21 protein-coding genes are annotated in these 19820 nt (G+C 71.2%); 7 read left to right on the top strand and 14 right to left on the bottom strand.

What is annotated here, in order from left to right:
- Position 1 precedes the first annotated feature (1 nt).
- Positions 2-205 carry a developmental transcriptional regulator BldC gene (gene bldC / locus AC0VX6_RS26365; protein ID WP_013155387.1) on the bottom strand — a complete coding sequence of 68 codons (204 nt, stop codon included), beginning with the start codon at positions 203-205 and terminating at the stop codon, positions 2-4.
- Positions 206-909: 704 nt separating this feature from the next.
- Positions 910-1761, bottom strand: a complete 852-nt coding sequence (locus AC0VX6_RS26360; RefSeq protein WP_475466614.1) for a DUF8083 family protein — start codon at positions 1759-1761, stop codon at positions 910-912.
- Positions 1762-1994: 233 nt separating this feature from the next.
- Here AC0VX6_RS26360 and AC0VX6_RS26355 point away from each other — a divergent pair, with 233 nt between their 5' ends.
- Positions 1995-2222, top strand: a complete 228-nt coding sequence (locus AC0VX6_RS26355) for a DUF3073 domain-containing protein (protein WP_013155385.1) — start codon at positions 1995-1997, stop codon at positions 2220-2222.
- 210 nt (positions 2223-2432) lie between these two features.
- Here AC0VX6_RS26355 and purM read toward each other — a convergent pair whose 3' ends face one another.
- From purM to AC0VX6_RS26340, 3 genes are all read right to left on the bottom strand, one after another.
- Positions 2433-3497 carry a phosphoribosylformylglycinamidine cyclo-ligase gene (purM, locus tag AC0VX6_RS26350; RefSeq protein ID WP_475466612.1) on the bottom strand — a complete coding sequence of 355 codons (1065 nt, stop codon included), beginning with the start codon at positions 3495-3497 and terminating at the stop codon, positions 2433-2435.
- 102 nt (positions 3498-3599) lie between these two features.
- The gene (gene purF, locus AC0VX6_RS26345) at positions 3600-5096 is read right to left on the bottom strand and encodes an amidophosphoribosyltransferase (protein WP_274975133.1); all 1497 of its coding nucleotides are present in this window, start codon (positions 5094-5096) and stop codon (positions 3600-3602) included.
- A gap of 9 nt (positions 5097-5105) precedes the next feature.
- Positions 5106-5582, bottom strand: a complete 477-nt coding sequence (locus AC0VX6_RS26340) for a sterol carrier family protein (RefSeq protein WP_248772374.1) — start codon at positions 5580-5582, stop codon at positions 5106-5108.
- Positions 5583-6007: 425 nt separating this feature from the next.
- Between AC0VX6_RS26340 and AC0VX6_RS26335 the strand changes: the two genes are divergently transcribed.
- Complete coding sequence (locus tag AC0VX6_RS26335) at positions 6008-6625, top strand: DUF47 domain-containing protein (protein WP_013155381.1); 618 nt, start codon at positions 6008-6010, stop codon at positions 6623-6625.
- 212 nt (positions 6626-6837) lie between these two features.
- Here the strand turns inward: AC0VX6_RS26335 and AC0VX6_RS26330 are convergent, their stop codons facing one another.
- The 9 genes from AC0VX6_RS26330 to AC0VX6_RS26290 all read right to left on the bottom strand — a co-directional run bounded on the left by AC0VX6_RS26330 (position 6838) and on the right by AC0VX6_RS26290 (position 15347).
- Positions 6838-7164 carry a helix-turn-helix domain-containing protein gene (locus AC0VX6_RS26330; RefSeq protein ID WP_274975132.1) on the bottom strand — a complete coding sequence of 109 codons (327 nt, stop codon included), beginning with the start codon at positions 7162-7164 and terminating at the stop codon, positions 6838-6840.
- On the bottom strand, positions 7164-7514 hold the full coding sequence (locus AC0VX6_RS26325; RefSeq protein WP_274975131.1) for a type II toxin-antitoxin system RelE/ParE family toxin: 351 nt from the start codon (positions 7512-7514) through the stop codon (positions 7164-7166). Before AC0VX6_RS26325 ends, AC0VX6_RS26330 begins: the two co-directional genes overlap by 1 nt.
- Positions 7515-7636: 122 nt before the next feature.
- Positions 7637-8602, bottom strand: a complete 966-nt coding sequence (locus AC0VX6_RS26320; protein WP_274975130.1) for a nucleoside hydrolase — start codon at positions 8600-8602, stop codon at positions 7637-7639.
- A gap of 264 nt (positions 8603-8866) precedes the next feature.
- Positions 8867-9646 carry a phosphate ABC transporter ATP-binding protein PstB gene (pstB, locus tag AC0VX6_RS26315; protein WP_017563780.1) on the bottom strand — a complete coding sequence of 260 codons (780 nt, stop codon included), beginning with the start codon at positions 9644-9646 and terminating at the stop codon, positions 8867-8869.
- 56 nt (positions 9647-9702) lie between these two features.
- Positions 9703-10782 (bottom strand): phosphate ABC transporter permease PstA, encoded by a 1080-nt coding sequence (pstA, locus tag AC0VX6_RS26310; RefSeq protein WP_274975129.1) that lies wholly within the window; start codon positions 10780-10782, stop codon positions 9703-9705.
- Positions 10782-11744: a phosphate ABC transporter permease subunit PstC gene (gene pstC / locus AC0VX6_RS26305; RefSeq protein ID WP_274975128.1), complete on the bottom strand. Its 963-nt coding sequence runs from the start codon at positions 11742-11744 to the stop codon at positions 10782-10784. Before pstC ends, pstA begins: the two co-directional genes overlap by 1 nt.
- 328 nt (positions 11745-12072) lie before the next feature.
- Complete coding sequence (gene mshD, locus AC0VX6_RS26300; RefSeq protein ID WP_475466611.1) at positions 12073-13065, bottom strand: mycothiol synthase; 993 nt, start codon at positions 13063-13065, stop codon at positions 12073-12075.
- Between the two features lie 146 nt (positions 13066-13211).
- Entirely contained in the window at positions 13212-14258 is a 1047-nt protein-coding gene (locus AC0VX6_RS26295) for a hypothetical protein (RefSeq protein WP_475466610.1), read from the bottom strand.
- A gap of 321 nt (positions 14259-14579) precedes the next feature.
- Positions 14580-15347 (bottom strand): winged helix-turn-helix transcriptional regulator, encoded by a 768-nt coding sequence (locus AC0VX6_RS26290; RefSeq protein WP_274975125.1) that lies wholly within the window; start codon positions 15345-15347, stop codon positions 14580-14582.
- Between the two features lie 107 nt (positions 15348-15454).
- On the opposite strand from AC0VX6_RS26290, the gene AC0VX6_RS26285 reads away from it, so the two are divergent.
- From AC0VX6_RS26285 to hemC, 5 genes are all read left to right on the top strand, one after another.
- On the top strand, positions 15455-15712 hold the full coding sequence (locus tag AC0VX6_RS26285) for a MoaD/ThiS family protein (RefSeq protein ID WP_013155371.1): 258 nt from the start codon (positions 15455-15457) through the stop codon (positions 15710-15712).
- Between the two features lie 33 nt (positions 15713-15745).
- A complete protein-coding gene (locus AC0VX6_RS26280) occupies positions 15746-16012 on the top strand; it encodes a glutaredoxin family protein (protein WP_274975124.1) in 267 nt (88 codons plus the stop codon).
- A 413-nt stretch (positions 16013-16425) separates the two neighbouring features.
- The gene (locus AC0VX6_RS26275) at positions 16426-17121 is read left to right on the top strand and encodes a redox-sensing transcriptional repressor Rex (protein WP_274975123.1); all 696 of its coding nucleotides are present in this window, start codon (positions 16426-16428) and stop codon (positions 17119-17121) included.
- 138 nt (positions 17122-17259) lie between these two features.
- The gene (locus AC0VX6_RS26270; RefSeq protein ID WP_274975122.1) at positions 17260-18765 is read left to right on the top strand and encodes a glutamyl-tRNA reductase; all 1506 of its coding nucleotides are present in this window, start codon (positions 17260-17262) and stop codon (positions 18763-18765) included.
- The gene (gene hemC / locus AC0VX6_RS26265) at positions 18762-19769 is read left to right on the top strand and encodes a hydroxymethylbilane synthase (protein ID WP_274975121.1); all 1008 of its coding nucleotides are present in this window, start codon (positions 18762-18764) and stop codon (positions 19767-19769) included. Before AC0VX6_RS26270 ends, hemC begins: the two co-directional genes overlap by 4 nt.
- Positions 19770-19820 lie beyond the last annotated feature (51 nt).

Here is a 19820-nt window from a genome sequence, read left to right as displayed (position 1 = left end):
ATCACTCCGTACGCTGGCTGGGGATTCCGGCCAGCAGGGCGCGGACTTCGGTCTCGCGGTAGCGGCGGTGTCCGCCCAAGGTGCGGATCGAGGTCAGCTTGCCCGCCTTCGCCCAGCGTGTCACGGTCTTGGGGTCCACACGGAACATGGTGGCAACCTCGGCGGGGGTCAACAGGGGCTCCGCCTCGGGCGTGCGAGTTGACATGTGTACGGCCTCTCCTCCTGGATCTGTGTGCCGATCCTTGAGCCTTAATCCTGGCACTTGGCCCGGATGTCCAATATTCCCTCTAGGTCTATATTGGCATCACCCGAGGTGATTGTACGACCACTCCAAGCAACTTTGCACGTGGGAGGCCAAAGAAAGCCGCCCGTGGCCGCGTCACGCTAAGTGATTCTAGCGACACGTTTAGTGGCATGTGGCGTATTCGGTCAAAACTTCGTTCTCCGGCCTCGTTTTTCTCGATGCGGAGTGCCCGAAGTGCTACGGCTGCCTGGCCGAAACCCGGCTCCGTGGAGCGTGGTGGAGTCCCGGGCTCTCGGTGGGCGGTTCGCGTGCGGGGGAGGAGGCGGACCGGCGGGGAAGGGGCGCCGTGTGCTTCGGCTGACGGTCGGGTCGCGCGGATTCCCCGCGTGGCAAGGGTTTCCTGATTACTGAGGGTGCGCTCTGTGATCGTTTGGCTACAGTCTACGTCGATCCCTATCGGGCGTTATGCCCAGTTTCACGACTCTTGATGTCGTGCGCGGACGACGTCCGGGCTCGCACCCTTGTCACGTGCGAAAAAGCCGCGGATGAGGAGAGAGAAACCTGGTGTACCAGGTTGGTAATCGGCGTGGCGCGCGGGCGTCCGCCCGCTCAGATGACGACAGACGGCGGCGGGTGTCCACGAAAACGTGGTGACACCGTAACCCTCAGTTGGCGTGCTCCAGTGCGCGTACCGACCTCCAGCGCCGCGTGAGCCTCTCGCGCAGCTCCACCACGCGCCGGCCGTCCCCCGTCGCCAGGGCCTCGATCGCCCCCGCCGCCTCCGCCACCGAGTGGTCCTCGCCGAGGTGGTCGTCGCTGAGGAGGTGCGGCAGCCCGCCGTAGTCCAGCTCCAGCAGGGAGTCGGGGTGCGCGGTCAGCGTCAGCCAGTCCGTCAGCTGCTCGGTGGCGGCCGACACCGCGTGCTCGCCGATGTGCTCCCGCAGCACCGCCGCGGTCTGCTCCAGCCGTCTCAGGGCGAGCGAGGTCCGCGTCAGGTACAGCAGGGTCCGGGTGGAGTTCGCCGACAGCACCAGGCACCGCTCCTGGGCCTCGAAGGGCACGAACCAGGGGATCGGCACGGTCCAGTTGCTCGACAGGATCCCCGGCCGCACCAGCGCGCCCGAGTCCCGCCACTCGCGGTACTCCTCCTCCGCCCGCTCCGCCTCGTCCACGGGCACGAACGCCGTGCTCACCCCCACCGGCATCGTGCCGGTGAACTCGGTGAAGGCCCGCCACGAGCGCAGCCGGGTCTGCCAGGGGCAGACGTACAGCCGCTCGTTCACCCGGCGCAGGTAGGCGTTGCGGCTCTCCTCCGCCGGAGCCACCACCGGGGGCGTGGCCACCAGGCGGCTCAGGCTCTCGGCGTGCTCCGCCGCCAGCGCGTTGATCCGCCGGGGCCGGTCGGGGGAGGCCGCGTACTCCTCCCAGTAACCGCGATCGTACGGAGCGAAGGCGTTGATCGGCTGGTAGACGCGGAGATAGGCGGTGTAGGGCAGCACGATCGCATCGTGGCACATATCGTTGTCTGTGGCACTCACCACGGGTGGCCTGTGCGGCCGCCGCCGCGTGCGCTCACCACATCCGTCACACCCGGGTGGCGTAGGCACGACGGGGGCCGACCAGGTACGGTTGTATGTGTACGTAAGCTGGCGCCTGTCGTCAGTCGCGTTTGACGGCCGTCAGCCCGATAGTGCGGGTTTGTAAGTGATCTGGGGTTCGTCGGAACCCAATCGTTGAGGGGGTCGAGCCAATGGGGCGCGGCCGAGCCAAGGCCAAGCAGCAGAAGGTCGCCCGGAAGCTCAAGTACAGCTCCGGCGGGACCGACCTTGAGCGGCTGCGGTCGGAGCTGGGTGTCGCTGAGGACGAGGGGTCTCCCTCCGGGCCGTCGGGTCCGGATGATTCCTACGCGGATTCTCACGACGACCTGGTCGACCGCTACGCGGATCTTGCCGACAAGTACTCGGACTCGGACAAGTAGTACCCGGCGTACCCGGCAGCACCGGTACCCAGCAGGACTGGTACCCGGTAGGACTGGTACCCGGCAGACCGAGACCTTCAGGTCGCTCGGACAACAACCGCTGACCTGTGGCGGTCGCGGCTCCCGCACCAGGGAGCCGTAGCGGACAGGTGGATATAGCCGGTGCGAACCACTGCGGTGGTTCGCACCGGCTATGTTCGCGTCCGCTCCTCACGCGCCGCGGTACTCGCCGGTCAGGACGGCCCGTCCCGAACCGGCCGTCACCGTGCCCAGCCGCCAGGCCGGAACGCCCCGGTCGGACAGCACGCCCAGGGCGCGTTCGGCGTCGTCCGCCGCGACGATCGCCGCCATGCCCACACCCATGTTGAACGTGGCCTCCATGTCCTCCCGGCCCACGCCGCCCTTGTCGGCCAGGTAGCCGAACACGGGGGCGGGCGCCCAGGTGGAGCGGTCCAGCTCCGCGTCCAGGTGGCCGGGCAGGGAGCGCGACAGGTTGGCCGCCAGCCCGCCGCCGGTGATGTGCGCGTAGGCGTGCACCTCCACGGTCGCGGTCAGCGCCACGCAGTCCTTGGCGTACACCCGGGTAGGGGTGAGCAGCACCTCGCCCAGCACCCCGTCCAGTTCCGGCACGTGCGCGAACAGGTCCAGGTCCGCCCGGTCCACGATGCTGCGGACGAGCGAGTAGCCGTTGGAGTGCGGGCCGGAGGAGCCCATCGCGATGACGGCGTCACCCTCGCGGACCCGGTCCTGGCCCAGGATCGCGTCGCCCTCCACCACGCCGGTGCCCGCACCGGCCAGGTCGTACTCGTCCGGTTCCATGGCGCCCGGGTGCTCGGCGGTCTCCCCGCCGACCAGCGCGCAGCCCGCCTGGTGGCAGCCCTCGGCGATGCCGCCGACGATCTCGGCGATGCGCTCGGGCACCACCGCGCCGCAGGCGACGTAGTCGGTCATGAACAGGGGCTCGGCGCCGCTGACCACGAGGTCGTCGACGACCATCGCCACCAGGTCGATGCCGATCGTGTCGTGCCGGTCCATCTGCTGGGCGAGCATCACCTTGGTGCCCACACCGTCGGTGGAGGTCGCCAGGACCGGGTCCTTGTACTTGTTCGTGTCGAGCCGGAACAGGCCCGCGAAGCCGCTGGCGTCGGTCACCTGCTCGGGCCTGCGGGTGCGCGCCACGTGGCGCTTCATCAGGTCGACGGCGCGCTCGCCGGCGGCGATGTCCACCCCGGCGGCCGCGTACGCGCCCGACGTCCCCGTGCTTTCGGCTGCCACGCCAGTTCTCCTCGTGCTGTGTCGCTTGGTGGTGCGGTCCCCGCCTCCCCTCCCAGGGCACGGCGGAGCCGCCGCGCGGGCCCGTGCGGACCCGGCGGCGGACTACTTGTCGCTGGTGGCCAGCGTCGATCCCTCGGGCGTGCCGCAGGACTTCTCCAGCAGGTACTTGCCCCGGGCGTCGTCGCGCACCTCGATCGGGTACACGCCGTCGAAGCAGGCCCGGCACAGGTCGTCCTTGGGCACCTCCGACGCGGCGATGAGCTCGTCGAGGTCCACGTAGGCCAGGGAGTCGGCGTTGACCGAGGCGGCGATCTCGTCCACGGACATGTTGGCCGCGATGAGCTCGGCGCGCGTGGCGAAGTCGATGCCGTAGTAGCAGGGCCACAGCACGGGCGGGCTGGAGATGCGCACGTGCACCTCGGCGGCGCCCGCGTCGCGCAGCATCCGCACCAGGGCCCGCTGGGTGTTGCCGCGCACGATGGAGTCGTCCACGACCACCAGGCGGCGGCCCTCGATGACGTCGCGCAGCGGGTTGAGCTTGAGCCGGATGCCCAGCTGGCGCAGGGTCTGGCTGGGCTGGATGAAGGTGCGCCCCACGTAGGAGTTCTTCACCAGGCCCTGGGCGAAGGGGATGCCGCTGGCCTCGGCGTAGCCGACCGCGGCGGGCGTGCCGGACTCGGGCACCGGGATGACCAGGTCGGCCTCCACCGGGTGCTCCCTGGCCAGGCGGCGGCCCACCTCCACGCGGGTGGAGTTGACGTTGCGGCCCGCGATGGTGGTGTCGGGGCGGGCCAGGTAGACGTACTCGAACAGGCAGCCCTTGCGGCGGGCGGGCGCGAAGCGCCGCGAGCGGACCCCGCGCTCGTCGATGGTGAGGAGCTCGCCCGGTTCGATCTCGCGCACGACCTTGGCGCCCACGATGTCCAGGGCGGCGGTCTCGCTGGCGACCACCCAGCCGCCCGCGCCGGAGGTCTCGCCCAGGCGGCCCAGCACGAACGGGCGGATGCCCTGGGGGTCGCGCGCCGCGTACAGGGTGTCCTCGTCCATGAAGACCAGGGAGAAGGCGCCCCTGACCTGCGGGAGCAGTTCGAGGGCGGCGTCCTCCACGGAGCTGCCGCTCCTGGCCCGCTCGGCCAGCAGGTTGGTGAGGACCTCGGTGTCGGTGGTGGCCCCCCGGCGCGTGTCGGGCAGCATCGCCGCCAGTTCCGGGGTGTTGATCAGGTTGCCGTTGTGGCCGAGCGCCAGACCCCCCTCGCGCGCCGTGTAGAAGGTCGGCTGCGCGTTCTCCCACACCGGCGACCCGGTGGTGGAGTAGCGGCAGTGGCCGATCGCGAGGTGGCCGCGCAGGGAGTCCAGGGTCGCCTCGTTGAAGACCTGGGAGACGAGTCCCATGTCCTTGTAGACGACGATCCGTTCCCCGTCGCTCAACGCTATGCCCGCGGACTCCTGACCGCGGTGTTGCAGAGCGTAGAGGCCGAAGTAGGTGAGCTTGCTGACTTCTTCGCCGGGCGCCCAGACCCCGAAGACACCGCAGGCGTCCTGCGGGCCGCGTTCGAGCGGATCGAGATCCATGGTGAGCCGGCCGTCGGAGTACGACACACCCACAGCTTAGTGCCTGGCCGTCGGCCGGGCACCACCCGGGGGAGGTACCGGCCACAGGGGCAGGTGTCCGGACAGGTCGGAGCGCACGCCGCTGGCCCGCACGAGGTGCTCCGACACCGCCCGTTCCCAGGGGGTGCGGCCGGTGGCCACGCGCAGCCAGGTGAGAGGGTCGGTCTCGACGACGCCGGGCGGGGTGCCGCGGGTGTGCCGGGGCCCCTCGATAGCCTGCACGGCGCCGTACGGCGGTACGCGCACCTCCAGGCTGTGACCGGGAGCACGGTCCGCGAGCACCGCCAGGGTGCCCCGCACCGCGGCCTTGAGGGCCGCGCGCACGGGCTCCCCGGCGCGCAGCACGGCCTCGGCGCAGGCGGCGACGGCGGCCTCGTCGTCCCCCTCGAAAGGGGCCTCTCCCAGCTCGGAGAGCTGCTGGTCCAGGGACTCGCGGAGGCGCCGCACGGCGCTCGCGCTCAGGGCGGAAGGCATGGAGGTGAGCCTACGGGCCCCGACCAGCGGTGCGGCCGGGTGATCGGCCCGATGAACGGAGGGGGTACTTGTCATTACGGCCAAATAGACCGAAGGTGGACATCGAAGAACTCCGGTGGAGCTGTCCACCGGTCTCCGCTCGATTGGGTGATTCCTGTCTCAGCGCGACGCTGGCCAGCAGGAGCGGGACACGGTAGCGTCCCGAACCGTCCCGGTGTTGTCGAGATTGGGAGGATTGCGATGGACCCCGCGCCCCCAGGGTGTTCCATGATGCGGCACCGCCGGATGAATAAGCGGTGACTAAGTCCGTGCCAGCCCAACCCCTCGGCGCCGGACCGGCGCCGCCCAGCCCGGCCGCGCCGGACCAACTGGCCGACGCGCTTAACATCCACCAAGGAACACCACCGCACCATCGGGAGAACGACGTGCGCCTGCGCTTGCGCCCGCGTGATGACAGTTACTACGAGATGTTCACCGACTCGGCGAACAACCTGGTCATCGCGGCTCGCCTGCTGGTGGAGCTGATGAGTGACGGAGCCGACCGCGAGGCCATCACCGAGAAGATGCGCGCCTGCGAGCACGCGGGTGACGACGCCACCCACGCGATCATGCGACGCCTCAACAAGAGCTCGGGGACGCCCATCCACCGGGAGGACATCTACCGTCTGGCCTCGAACCTGGACGATGTGATGGATTCCATGGAGGCCGCCGTCGACCTCATCGGCCTGTACGGCCTGGAGCGCCTCCCCAAGGGCATCATCGACCAGATCGAGGTGCTGGAGCGCGCCGCCGAGCTGACCGCCGAGGCGATGCCCCGCCTGCGCACGCTGGAGGACCTGACCCGGTACTGGATCGAGATCAACCAGCTGGAGAACCAGGCCGACCGCATCTACCGCAAGCTCCTGGCCCGCCTGTTCAGCGGGGAGTACGACGCCCTGACAGTGCTCAAGCTCAAGGACGTCATCGAGGAGCTGGAGACCGCCGCGGACGCGTTCGAGCACGTCGCGAACACGGTGGAGACCATCGTCGTCAAGAACGGCTGAGGCATTCCGGGCCCTCCCGTGGTGACCGGCGGCGGGCGCGGTCGTGCCCCCTCGCACGCCGGAGCCGCCAGGGGCCGCTGGAGCGTCCCGTCGCCCCGCTCGCCCGCCGTGCGCACCCCTCGTCCCGGCCGGGGCCGGGAGGACGGCTTCACAGGCCGGTGACGGCCCGGTTCGGGACGGTGCGCCGGACGGCGCCGGGTGGTGTGAACGGTCTACGCGGCGCTGGAGTCGGGTTCCTGCCCCGGAGGGGTTTCCATGCGCACCCGGAGAACCAGCCCCAGGGCTTCGGCGATGCGCTCCAGCGTGGGCAGTGTCGGCTCCGTGCCCCCGTGCTCGAAACGGGCGATGCTTGACTGGGGCATGCCCGCCCGGCGCCCGAGTTCGGCCTGGGACCAGCCGAGCCGCTCCCGCCGCAGCCGGACGGTCTCAGCCAGTTCGAAGCGCAGCCGGGTGAGTTCGTAGGCCTCCCGGACCCCGGGCCGGTCGAAGCGCTCGGACGACTTCAGTTCGGACAGGGTCCTTCTCGGTGAGCTACCCATCATTCCTCCTCTCCGTCGACGGTGTGGCCGGCGCGCACGCACTCGTTCATGGCCCTCGCCGCCCGCCTGACCTCGGCTGACTCGCGAGCCCGGGTCTTGCGGAACACGGTCAGCATGATGATGCGTCGCTCGCCCGCGATGTAGTAGGTGACGCGCACCCGCTGCCCACCGCAGTAGAAGCGCAATTCCCGCAGCTTGCCATCCAGTTGGCTCGTGTAGGGAAACCCCAGGCCGACTCCACGGGACTCAAGGAGGTCCAGGTGGAACATGGCCTGCGCCCATTCCTCATCAGGCAGCGCCTCCAGCCATAGCTCGACTTCCGGCTCCAGTTCGATGCTACCCCAGCTCATAGCATCGATGCTATGAGTGTGACGTTGCCGTGTTTCGTGTTCGTGCGGATGTTATGGATCCGTGGCACGTGGCACGTGGCGCGGAGGAGGTGTCCGTCAGTTGCCAGGCAGCGGGGCCGGGTTCACAGGCCGGTGACGGCCCGGTTCGGGACGGTGCGCCGGGACAGCAGCCCGGCGAGGTGGTCGAAGAACCCGTCGGCGTCGATCTCCTCGATCACCGTCGCGTTCGCCTCCAGCCCGTGCACGCCCCAGGACATGGCCGAGTAGCCGCGGGTCAGCTCCCCTGCGGTCTCCACGTCCACGTGGTAGCGCGCGGAGCGGCGCACCAGCTCCGGGTGGAGCAGCACCGCGGCGGTCAGGGAGTCGGGGTGGGTGGTGCCGTCGATGCCCACGCTGCGGTCGAACTCCAGCGTTGCCGCGCACACGCGCCCGAAGAAGTCGGACAGCGGGGTGCCGAGGGCGGCGAGGGCGTCCAGCCGCTCCTGGCCGAACACCGCCTGGCGCAGCGTCAGCGGGTCCCAGGGGACCACGGTGATCTCGAAGCCCGCCGCGAACACGGCCTTGGCCGACTCCGGGTCCACGTAGAAATTGAACTCCGCGGCGGCGGTGATGTTGCCGCGGCCGTTGTTGGACCCGCCCATGACGTAGAGGGCGCCGACGTTGCGGACGAAGTCGGGGTCCTTGGCGGCCGCCATCGCGATGTTGGTCAGCGGCCCGATCGCCACGATCGACAGTTCGCCGGGGCTCTCCGCGGCCAGCCGGACGAGGGCGTCCGCCGCGTGCTCGCGCTCGGTCTCCAGCCCGGAGACGTCCATGGACAGGCCCCCCGTCCCGTCGCCGTGCACGTTCTCCGCGCTCACCCACGGGCGCACGAGCGGACGGCGGCAGCCCAGGTACACGGGCACCTCGCCCAGGCGACCGGCCACGCTGAGGGTCAGGAAGGCGTTGCGCACCTGCTGGTCGAAGCCGACGTTCCCCGCGACCATGGTGATGGCCCGCAGGTCCGCCCCGGGGTCCAGCAGCCCGATGAGGAGGGCCACGCAGTCGTCCTGCGCGGTGTCGGTGTCGATCACCAGCGGTGTGGTCACGCCTGTCCTCGTGTTCTCTCGTCCGCGCGGGTCTCCCGCGGTCACTCGCTCACCGGTCGCCCTGAAGGAAGTGCTGTGTTCGGTCTAGCCGAAGCGACCACCCGATCACTGGTCGTCCCCGGTCGAAGGGGTACCAGCAAGCGGTTTAGCCGAAGCGACCACCCCATCACCGGTCGTCCCTGGTCGGAAGGGACAGGAGACGGATCAGCCGAAGCGACCACCCCATCACCGGTCGTCCCTGGTGGGGAGGGTGCAAGGAGCGGTTTAGCCGAACCGACCGGTGATGTAGTTCTCGGTCTCCTTCTTCTCCGGCCGGGTGAACATCTGGTTCGTCTCGCCCATCTCGATGAGCTTGCCCGGCTTGCCCGGAGCCGACAGGTTGAAGAACGCCGTCCGGTCGGACACACGAGCGGCCTGCTGCATGTTGTGCGTCACGATGACGATCGTGTAGTTCTCCTTGAGCTGGTGGATGAGGTCCTCGATCGCCAGGGTCGAGATCGGGTCCAGCGCCGAGCACGGCTCGTCCATCAGCAGCACCGACGGCTTGACCGCGGTGGCGCGGGCGATGCACAGCCGCTGCTGCTGGCCGCCGGAGAGGCCCGAACCGGGCTTGTTCAGCCGGTCCTTGACCTCCTCCCACAGGTTCGCGCCGCGCAGCGAACCCTCCACCAGCTCGTCCGCCTCGGACTTGCTCATCCGCCGGTTGTTGAGGCGGGCGCCGGCGATGACGTTGTCGTAGATCGACATCGTCGGGAACGGGTTGGCCTTCTGGAAGACCATCCCGACCTCGCTGCGCACCATGACCGGGTCCACGTCGGGCCCGTAGATGTCCAGGTCGTCCAGGAGCACCTTGCCCTGGACGCGGGCTCCCTGGGTCACCTCGTGCATCCGGTTGAGGGTCCGCAGGAAGGTGGACTTACCGCAGCCCGACGATCCGATGAACGCCGTCACCGACCGCGGCTCGATGGTCATCGACACGTCCTCCACGGCCTTGAAGTCGCCGTAGTAGACGTGGAGACCGGAGACGTCGATACGTTTCGCCACTGGAAGTTCCTCGTGAATCTGCTCCGCGCGCGGGGCGTGGGCGGTGGGTGTAGGGGTCAACGGGCCTTCGGCGCGAACAGGCGGCCGATCATGCGGGCCAGGAAGAACAGCAGCATCACCACCAGGATCAGGGTCAGCGCCGCTGCCCAGGCCCTCTCGTAGTTGACGGCGCCGCCCATGCGGACCTGCGAGTAGATGAACACCGGGAGGTTCATCATCTGTCCGTCGAACAGGTTCCAGTTGATCGACACCGCGGACGACCCCGTGGTGAGGATCAGGGGCGCCGTCTCCCCGATAACGCGGGCGATGGCGAGCATGATTCCTGTCGTCAGACCGGCCGCGGAGGTGGGCAGCACCACCTTGGTGATCGTGCGCCACTTGGGCACCCCCAGGGCGTAGGAGGCCTCGCGCAGGTCCTGCGGCACCAGCCGCAGCATCTCCTCGCTGGAGCGCACCACGACCGGGATCATCAGCACCGCCAGCGCGATCGCGCCCGACGCGCCGTTGGTCCGGCCCGGGCCGAACAGGATCATCCACAGCGCCACCACGAACAGTCCGGCGACGATCGACGGGATGCCCGTCATGACGTCGACGAAGAACACGATGATCCGCTTCATGCGGCCCTCGGCGTACTCCACGAGGTACACGGCGGTCATCACGCCGATGGGCACGGAGATGAGCGTGGCCATGCCGGTGATCGCCAGGGTGCCCACGATCGCGTGGTAGACGCCGCCCGCGTCCATGCTCGGCAGGACGCCGTTCATGGACACCGTGAGGAAGTAGGCGTCGAACCGGACGATGCCGTTGCGCAGCACCGTCCACAGCACCGACACCAGCGGCAGCATCGCCAGCAGGAAGCACAGGTAGACCAGCGAGGTGACCAGCCGGTCCTTGGCCTTGCGGCCGCCCTCGACGCGGGCGGAGGCCGTCACGACGATCACCACGTACGCGGCGGCGGTGAGCAGGCCCCACAGCAGGAACCCGAAGGACGAGAAGGCCAGCAGGATCCCGGCCACCACGGCGGCGGAGGACGCCAGCAGGGCGGCGGGGAAGTGCGGCGGCAGGGAGCCGCGGCGCAGGTCGGTCGCGGTGGAGCCCGCCTCGGGGCCGGGAGGCTGGGTGGTCGTCGTGTCCATCAAGACTCCTTGCTCCCCCGGGTCACGACGTAGCGCGCGCCCATGTTGACGACGAGGGTGATCGCGAACAGGACCAGCCCGGCGGCGATCAGCGCGGAGACGCCGTACCCGGTGGCCTCGGGGTACTGGAGGGCGATGTGCGCGGCGATGGTCTGGTTGCCGCTCTGCAACAGGTTCCAGGAGACGATGAGGGAGGGGGAGAGGATCATCGCGACGGCCATCGTCTCGCCCAGGGCGCGGCCCAGGCCGAGCATGGCGCCGCCCACCACACCGGACTTGCCGAAGGGCAGCACGGCCAGGCGGATCATCTCCCAGCGGGTGGCGCCCATGGCCAGGGCGGCCTCACGGTGGCCCTGCGGGGTCTGGCGGAACACGTCGCGCGCCATCGCGGTGATGATCGGCAGGATCATGACGGCCAGCACCACGCCCGCGGTGAGGATGGTGCGGGCCGAGGTGGAGGCGGGACCCTGGAACAGCGGGATCCAGCCCAGGTAGCGCGTCAGCGCCTGGTAGACGGGGACCAGCTCCGGGGCGAGGAAGCCGATGCCCCACAGGCCGTAGACGACGCTGGGGATGGCGGCCAGCAGGTCCACCAGGTAACCGAGTACCGAGGCGAGCTTGCGCGGCGCGTAGAAGACGATGAACAGCGCGATCCCGATCGCCACCGGCGTGGCCAGCAGCAGCGCGATGGCCGCGGCCAGGACGGTGCCGAACGCCAGGGCGGCGACGCCGAAGGCGGGTTCCTCGCGGACGTTGGGGTCCCACTCCGTGCTGGTGAGGAAGTTCGCCGTGTTCGCGGTCAGGGACGGCCAGGCCTGCACGAGCAGGAAGGCGGCGACACCGGCGAGGATCAGCAGGATCAGGATGCCCGAGCCTCGGGCGAGCCCGGCGAAGGCGACGTCGCCGATCCGGCGCTTGCCCGTGGGCGGCGGTGCCGCCTCGGGGGCGTCCGTGGTCGTCATGGATTGGCTCCGGTTCGGAAGGTTTCGGGGCGGTTCGCCCGGATGGTGCGGTGCGTTCCGTGCACCTTCTGCGTGCCTGGTCTGTTCCCTGCGACGCGTGGTTCTCCCGCCGGTCGGGGGATGTCTCCCCGCCGGGGGCCGCCTCGCGTCCCGTACTGGGGCGATCGCCGGTCACCGTGCCACGGTCCGTGGTGGAGGGTGGCCGTGCTGCGCCGAATGTGAAGGTAGGTGCAACAGGTGACGAGTTGTCCCAAACAAGATGAACGGAAAATGAACGCGGTGTCGCACTCCCGTGGCGGCCCGGGGATTGCCCGGTGAATGTGACAGGTCACACGTTCGGGCGGGGGGCGTCGTCCCTCGGCGGCGCGTACATCACGTCGGTGTCCCACATGGCGAATCCGAGCGACTCGTACAGCCGCACCGCCGCCTCGTTGTCGCCGTCCACGTACAGGTGGACCCACGGCAGACCGGCGTCGCGCAGGTGCCGCAGACCCGCCAGGGTCAGGGCCCGGCCGAGTCCGCTGCCCTGCCACTCGGGGTCCACGCCCACCACGTAGACCTCGCCCACCGGTTCGCCGTCGGTGAGCCCGGCGCCGTCGGCGTGGGTCTTGGTCCAGTGGAACGCGGCCACCCCGCCGTCCTTGGCGGTGGCCAGGAAGAAGCCGTGCGGGTCGAACCAGTCCTCCACCTCGCGCTGGAGCAGGTCGTCCAGGGTGAGCTGGCCCTGCTCGGGGTGGTCGGCGAACGCCCGCGCGTTGGCGGCCAGCCACGCCTGCTCGTCCTGGCCCACGACGAAGGGGCGCAGCCGGACCCGTTCGGCCACCTCGGGCCGCAGTTCGGGCTCGGGCAGCTCGGGAGCCTCCCAGGGGCCGCCCGGCTCGTCCCCGGCGATGTCGCGCAGCGGCATCCGCATCTTGTGGAGTTCGCGGACGGCGGTCCAGCCGTCCTCCCGGGCCACCGACACCGCCTGCGGGGTGCGCCCGTGCGCCCACACGCGGACCCCGTCCGGTCCTGCGTCCCGGTCCACCGAGTGCAGCAGGGCGGTTCCGTGTCCGCGGCCGCGGTGGTCGGGGTGGACGACGACCTCTCCGGAGTCGGGCTCGCCCGCGACGCGCTCCACGAATGCGAAGCCGACCGCGCGCCCGTCCTCCAGGGCCAGGTGGAAGCGGCTGCTCCCCGAGGGGGCGCCGTGTCTGACACGGAGCAGGGTGTGCTCCGACAGGGGCGCGACGCCGTCGGCCGAGCGCGCGGCCTCGGCGAGCGTCAGCACCTGTTCGGCCAGGGTCCGGTCCAGATCATCGGTGACTAGCGGGGTGTCCATGGACCGAAAGCCTACGACGGGGCGAGCGCAAGACTTCTGTCAGCCACGGCCGGTGGGGTGTTTGTCCTGGTAGCCGCCCCGTTCCGCGCGTCGCGGCGGAGTCGTTCCCCGGTGACCGCGCCACCGGGGAACGACTCCGGGAAGTCCTACTTCCTGCGGCGCCTGCCCTGGTAGCCGCCGCCGACGCGCACGCGCCGCACCGGTGCGAGCGGGGCTGCGAGCAGCAGCGCGAGGAGGAACGCCGCGAGCAGCACGGCCGGGGCCATGTTCGGTCCCAGGTCGCTGTGGTCGGCGGCCACCTCGGTCTCGTCGAGTTCGTCGTCCTGCGCGCCGGGGGTCACCGTCGGCAGCTCGGCGAGGTTCTCCGCGCCGGGCACGACCCCGGGCAGGGCGGCCTCGTCGCTGGGCAGGTCCGGGAAGCTGTCGCGGGTGGTGGGCACGTCGCTGGTGGGCACGTCGTTCACACGGCCGGGGGAGCGGGGCGAGTCGCCGGAGCCGCCGGACCGGCCGCCGCCGGAGTTCCCCTCGCGGTCACCGTCGGACGAGGGCGGGTCGGGCCTGTCGGAGGGGCTCGTGGTCTCGTCCGGCTCCTCGCTCGGCTCCTCGTCGGGCTCCTCCGTCTCCGGGGGCGTGGTGGGCTCCGGAGGAGTGGTGGGCTCGGGCTTGGCGATCGAGACCGTCCACGTGCCGGTGGCGACGCTGTGCGTCTCCGAGGCGTCCAGCCCCGCGCAGGCGACGCCCTCCCGGGCCAGCGCGTAGGTGAGGGTGGCCACGACCTCGGCGGGCACGCGGGTCGAGCCGGCGACCTCTCCGGCGGACGCGGCCTCGCCCGGGGCGACCTTCCGGGGCTCGAACCCCTCGACGTCGAACCCGGCGGTGTTCACGTCCATCGCGAGCAGGCAGACGCTGACGTCGCCGGTGTTGGTCGCGGTGAGGGGGTTGGCCGGGACGGAACTGCCCAGCTCCGCCTCGTCGGAGTCCCGTTCGAAGGCGACCACGGCCGACGGTACGGGCTCCGGGGAGGGGGACGGCGGCGTGGAGGGAGACGGGGAGGCGGACGCGGAGGGGCTCGGCTCGGCGTGGGCCGGGGACATCACGGCGACCAGGCTGGAGCCGACGAAGACGGCGCCCAGGGCGACGGCCGTGCGGCGGCGCCCGGGGGTCAGCGGGGGTCTCGCGGCGTTCGTGGGCATCGGGGCGTTCTCCTCCTCGCGGATGGCGCGCCAAGGCAGCTTCTGCGCACCCGCTCGCGGGGAGTTTCGCCGCGCCTGACGTCCCGGCGTGGGGGTGCCCACACGATCTTAGGACCTGGGGCCGTCGAACACGAGTGTTCGGCCGCCCGTTCTCACGCCGTTCGCCCGCGGGACGGCCGGGTTCAAGGGCGCGGTCGGGCGAACCCGGGACTGCCGGGTCCCGGGGTGCCCGGAAACGACTCCGGGGCGCCCTTGCGGGCGCCCCGGGGTGGTCCTCGGGCGGAGGGAGGCGGCTCCCCGCGTGCCGAGTCGGTCCTGTCGCTAGGTCGCGCTGGGCTCGGCGGAGCGCGCGGCGGGAGGTGCGTCGACCCCCTCCGGCGCGGCCGAGGACGTCTTGGCGACCGGGTCGGGCACGAAGCGGTAGCCCACGTTGCGCACCGTGCCGATCAGCGACTCGTACTCCGAGCCCAGCTTGGCGCGCAGGCGCCGCACGTGGACGTCGATGGTGCGGGTGCCGCCGAAGTAGTCGTAGCCCCACACCTCCTGGAGCAGCTGCGCCCGGGTGAACACCCGGCCGGGGTGCTGCGCCAGGAACTTGAGCAGTTCGAACTCCTTGAAGGTCAGGTCGAGGATGCGGCCGCGCAGCCGCGCGATGTAGGTGGCCTCGTCGATGACGAGATCGCCCCTGCGGATCTCGTCGGGGTCGTCCGTCCCGGCCTCGGCCGATCCCACGGCCAGCCGCAGGCGGGCCTCGACCTCCGCGGGGCCGGCGGTGGACAGGATGAAGTCGTTCACCTGCCAGTCGGGGGTCAGCGCCGCGACGCCGCCCTCGGTCAGGATCACCATCAGCGGGCAGTCCAGGCCCGTGGTGTCGAGCAGGCGGCAGAAGTTGCGGGCCGCGGCGAGGTCGGTCCGCGCGTCCACCAGGATGGCGTCGACCGGCGCGCCGGAGCCGGCGCCCGCGTTCGACGCCAGCAGGGCCCCCGCCTCCGCCGGCGCCACCCGCACCGAGTGCAGAAGGAGACCGAGGGCGGGAAGTACGTGGTCGGACGGTTCGTTCGAGTTCGTCAACAGCAGCAGATGGCTCATGCGTCTCTTCTCGTCACCCCGCTCTGTGCGGGCGATCGAAGGCGCCATTGCCCCCGGTGAAGATGTCCAATTCGTCGCCTCCGAGCAACACCAAGGATAATCAACGGATGGCGAAGTGCACTATCAGGTACTGGGCAGCGGCCAAGGAGGCCGCCGGAACCGCCGAGGAAACGGTCGGGGCCGCCACGCTCGCGGAGGCCCTGGAGGCGGCGTGTCGGCTGCACCCGGACGACCGCTTCCAGCGCGTACTCGGATCCTCCTCGCTTCTGGTCGACGAGCGCCCGGTCGGGCGCAGAGCACACGGTGACGTACCGGTCGCGGACGGCACTGTGATCGAGGTCCTACCGCCCTTCGCGGGCGGCTGAGGGGCCGTAGGGCTCCGGAAACAGGAGGGGAACATGGCGGAAACACCCCGGTGGGCGGGCCGGGCGCGCGTGGTGATGCTCGGCAAGCCGGGATGCCACCTGTGCGAGGAGGCCTGGGGGGTCATCGAGCGGGTCACGGACGAACTCGGTGCGAGCCGGGCGGTGCGGCAGCTCGACGAGGTCGGCGCGGACGAGCGCGAGGAGTACTGGGACAAGATCCCGGTGACGTTCGTGGACGGGCGGCGCCACGACTTCTGGAGGGTGGGGGAGGAGCGGCTGCGTTCCGCCCTGGGCGGCTGAGGGGTTTCGGGCGGTTCTCCGGAGGGCCGCGCCGCCGACGGTCCGGGCGACGGGAGAGAACGTTTCCGGTTGCTCTCGGGGAGCGGCTCCGCCGGAGAGCTGAGTAAGTCCGAAAACTACGGCTGTGCCCACAAATATGCACATATGACGTTCTTTGGTTGTCCCGAATTGCCGACGTGTGCGCCGGAGGTTTCCGCGGGGGCGCCGAGTCCCTTACCGGTGGGAACTTATGAGCCCGCCGTCACAGCGGGCCCCACTTTGTGCGTGCTTTCACAAGCGCGTAATCTAGGTACTCCAAGACACGCCTGAGGAGTGCGGCGGCGGCAGCCCGTCCGCTCCGCACGCCGACCCCGGCGGCCCGCCTCCCGCCCGGACCGCCTCCGCGCCCGCCCGCCGACCAGGAGCGCCCGCCTGTGACCAGTCGTCCACCACGGCCCCGGGAGAGGGGCATCCCGGAGGCCACCGTGGCCCGGCTCCCCGTCTACCTGCGGGCCCTCCAGACCCTCCAGGACCGCGGCACCCTCACCGTCTCCTCCGAGGACCTCGCCTCCGCCGCCGGTGTGAACTCCGCCAAGCTGCGCAAGGACCTGTCTCACCTCGGGTCCTACGGGACGCGTGGCGTGGGTTACGAGGTGGAGTACCTCGTCTACCAGATCTCGCGTGAGCTTGGTCTCACCCAGGACTGGGCCGTGGCCATCGCCGGGATAGGCAACCTGGGACGCGCACTGGCCAACTACGGGGGGTTCGGGACCCGCGGGTTCCGCATCGCGGCGCTGCTCGACGCGGATCCGGCGATGGTGGGGCAGAGTGTCGCCTCCCTGGACGTGAGGCATATTGACAACCTGGAGGAGGTTGTCCGTTCAGAGAGGGTTTCCATCGGTGTCATCACGACACCGGCGGTCTCCGCGCAGGGCGTGGCGACGCGCTTCGTCGAGGCGGGGGTGGCCAGCATCCTCAACTTCGCTCCGGTCGTACTCAATGTGCCGGACGGAGTCGATGTGCGTAAGGTCGACTTGTCCATCGAACTCCAGATCCTCGCCTTCCACGCGCAGCGCAGGGCCGACGGCGACGGCTACGGCGCGGAACGCGCGGGACTGGAACTGACGTGACCTGAGGGATGGACGATCCGGGCCGTGAGGCCCGCATGAGCGGTGGGCGATGAGCGAGCGTGCGCCGCGCCTCCGGCGGTCTGGCCGCCGCCGGGGCATACGAAGACGCTGTGTGGTGCCTGCATAGGAGTAGTGCGGATGAGTGTCCTGGCCGTGGGGCTGAGCCATCGGAGTTCGCCGGTGGCGCTCCTCGAACGTGTCGCACTGAACGGGGAGACCCGCGCCAACGCGGTCGCCGAGATGGTCGGCTCCGAGCCCGTCAACGAGGTCATGGTGGTCTCCACCTGCAACCGCACCGAGGTCTACGCCGACGTCTCGGCCTTCCACGGCGGCGTCTCGGCCATCACCGAACTCCTCTCCTGGCACACCGGGGTCCCCCTCGGCGAGCTCTCCGAGCACCTCTACGTCCACTACGAGGACCGCGCGGTCCAGCACCTGTTCTCCGTCACCTGCGGGCTGGACTCCATGGTCCTCGGCGAGGGCCAGATCCTCGGCCAGGTGCGCGACGCCCTCAAGGAGGGCCAGGAGACCGGTTCCGTCGGCCGCGTCCTCAACGACCTCGGCCAGCGCGCCCTGCGCGTGGGCAAGCGCGCCCACACCGAGACCCACCTCGACCACGCGGGCGCCGACATGGTCAGCTTCGGCCTCACCGTCGCCTCCGGCGGCCTCGGGCTCGGCCCGACCGGCGCGCCCCAGACCACCGCCCTCCAGACCGCGCAGACCGTGGACTCGCTGCCCCCCGCGGGCTGTCCCATGTCCGCGGTCCCGGGCGACACCGCCGACGCGCCCGGGCTCGCCCGGCCCGCGCACGGCCCCCTCACGGGCGTGCGCGTCCTCGTCCTCGGCGCCGGGTCCATGAGCGCCCTGTCCGCCAACACCGTCTCCCGCCAGGGCGCCGAGGCGGTCGTCGTGGCCAACCGCACCTTCGATCGGGCCGCGCGCCTGGCCGAGTGCCTCACCGAGGCCTACGACACCGTCGACGCCCGCGCCGTCCCCTTCGCCGACGCCGCCGCGGCCCTGGCCGAGGTGGACCTCGTCATCTCCTGCACCGGGGCCCAGGGCCTGGTCCTGACCGCCGAGGCCGTGGCCGCCGCCACCGCCGGGCGGACGCGGCCCCTGGTCTTCCTCGACCTCGCGCTGCCCCGCGACATCGACCCGGCCGTGCGCGAGCTGCCCGGCGTGCGCCTGGTCGACATCGAGGACCTGCGCCAGGCCGCCGCCACCGCGCCCGGCGCCGACACCGGCCGCGACAGCGCCCTCACCCTCGTGCGCGGCATCGTCGACGAGGAGGTCACCGAGTTCCGCGCGGTCCGCCGCGCCCACCAGGTGACCCCCACCGTCGTCGCCCTGCGCGCCCAGGCCAGGGACGTGGTGGACGCCGAGCTGTCGCGCCTGCACGGCCGCCTGCCCGCCGACCTCGACGACCGCACGCGCGAGGAGATCAGCCGCGCCATGCGCCGCGTCGCCGACAAGCTCCTGCACAGACCGACCGTGCGCGTCAAGGAACTGGCCGCCGCACCGGACGGGGAGTCCTACGAGGCGGCCCTGAGAGAACTCTTCGCACTCGACCCCGGAAGCCCCGAGGCACTCACCGCCCCCGAGGGCACCGCCACCGCGGCACGGACCGCACAGGAGAAGTCATGACCGGCACGCCCTCCCACGGCACGACCGCCGACGGAGCACCCGACCACGGCGCCCCGGCCAGGCTCGGCACCCGCCGCAGCACCATGGCCACCAGCCAGTCGCGCATGGTCGCCGACGCCATCACCGCGCGCACCGGCAGGGTGATCGAGCTGGAGCTGATCACCAGCTTCGGCGACGTCACCAAGGCGCACCTGACCCAGCTCGGCGGCACCGGCGTGTTCGTCAACGCGCTGCGCGACGAGCTCCACGCGGGCACCGTGGACTTCGCCGTCCACTCGCTCAAGGACCTGCCCACCACGCCCGCCGAGGGGCTCGTGCTGGCCGCCATCCCCGAGCGCGACGACCCGCGCGACGCCCTGTGCGCGCGCGACGGGCTCAAGTTCGCCGACCTGCCCGCGGGGGCCAGGATCGGCACCGGCTCCCCGCGCCGGGTCGCCCAGCTCGCCGCGCTGCGCCCGGACCTGGTCTACGTCCCCATCCGCGGCAACGCCGAGACCCGCCTGGGCAAGGTCGCCTCCGGTGAGCTGGACGCCGTCGTCCTGGCCTACGCCGGACTCGGCCGCGTGGGCCGCACCGACGACGTCACCGAGGTCTTCGAGCCCGAGCAGATGCTGCCCGCGCCCGGCCAGGGCGCCCTCGCCGTCGAGTGCCCCGCCGAGCGCATCGACGGCGACCTCGCCTACCTGGCCTCGGTCGACCACCCGGCCACCCGCGCCGAGGTCGTCGCCGAGCGCACCGTGCTCGCCGAGCTGGAGGCCGGTTGCGCCGCCCCGGTCGGCGCCTACGCCCAGTACGACGCCGAGGCGGGCCGCCTGCGCCTGCGCGCCGCCGTGGTCGCCACCGACGGGTCCGAGGCCGTGCGCCGCGAGCGCGCCGCCGATCTCGCCTCGCCCGGGGACCTGGCCGCCGCCACCGCGCTCGGCCGGGACCTGGCCCGCCAGATGATCGCCGAGGGCGCCGACCGCATCGTGGCCGAGGCCTTCGCCGAGAGGGACACGCCCTAAGCAGGAGCAGCCGGCGGGCCTCCTCGGCCTGGGCCCGCCGTACCGCCGTCC

The sequence above is a fragment of the Nocardiopsis sp. iso_25 genome (assembly GCF_056173305.1).
This window is presented reverse-complemented; position numbering and strand designations above follow the sequence as displayed.

Excerpts from the sequence above, each read along its gene's own strand:
- bldC (WP_013155387.1), bottom strand. The coding sequence starts at position 205 with ATGTCAACTCGCACGCCCGAGGCGGAGCCCCTGTTGACCCCCGCCGAG.
- AC0VX6_RS26360 (WP_475466614.1), bottom strand. The coding sequence starts at position 1,761 with ATGTGCCACGATGCGATCGTGCTGCCCTACACCGCCTATCTCCGCGTC.
- AC0VX6_RS26355 (WP_013155385.1), top strand. The coding sequence starts at position 1,995 with ATGGGGCGCGGCCGAGCCAAGGCCAAGCAGCAGAAGGTCGCCCGGAAG.
- AC0VX6_RS26340 (WP_248772374.1), bottom strand. The coding sequence starts at position 5,582 with ATGCCTTCCGCCCTGAGCGCGAGCGCCGTGCGGCGCCTCCGCGAGTCC.
- AC0VX6_RS26330 (WP_274975132.1), bottom strand. The coding sequence starts at position 7,164 with ATGGGTAGCTCACCGAGAAGGACCCTGTCCGAACTGAAGTCGTCCGAG.
- AC0VX6_RS26325 (WP_274975131.1), bottom strand. The coding sequence starts at position 7,514 with ATGAGCTGGGGTAGCATCGAACTGGAGCCGGAAGTCGAGCTATGGCTG.
- pstA (WP_274975129.1), bottom strand. The coding sequence starts at position 10,782 with ATGGACACGACGACCACCCAGCCTCCCGGCCCCGAGGCGGGCTCCACC.
- pstC (WP_274975128.1), bottom strand. The coding sequence starts at position 11,744 with ATGACGACCACGGACGCCCCCGAGGCGGCACCGCCGCCCACGGGCAAG.
- mshD (WP_475466611.1), bottom strand. The coding sequence starts at position 13,065 with ATGGACACCCCGCTAGTCACCGATGATCTGGACCGGACCCTGGCCGAA.
- AC0VX6_RS26295 (WP_475466610.1), bottom strand. The coding sequence starts at position 14,258 with ATGCCCACGAACGCCGCGAGACCCCCGCTGACCCCCGGGCGCCGCCGC.
- AC0VX6_RS26290 (WP_274975125.1), bottom strand. The coding sequence starts at position 15,347 with ATGAGCCATCTGCTGCTGTTGACGAACTCGAACGAACCGTCCGACCAC.
- AC0VX6_RS26285 (WP_013155371.1), top strand. The coding sequence starts at position 15,455 with ATGGCGAAGTGCACTATCAGGTACTGGGCAGCGGCCAAGGAGGCCGCC.
- AC0VX6_RS26280 (WP_274975124.1), top strand. The coding sequence starts at position 15,746 with ATGGCGGAAACACCCCGGTGGGCGGGCCGGGCGCGCGTGGTGATGCTC.
- AC0VX6_RS26270 (WP_274975122.1), top strand. The coding sequence starts at position 17,260 with ATGAGTGTCCTGGCCGTGGGGCTGAGCCATCGGAGTTCGCCGGTGGCG.
- hemC (WP_274975121.1), top strand. The coding sequence starts at position 18,762 with ATGACCGGCACGCCCTCCCACGGCACGACCGCCGACGGAGCACCCGAC.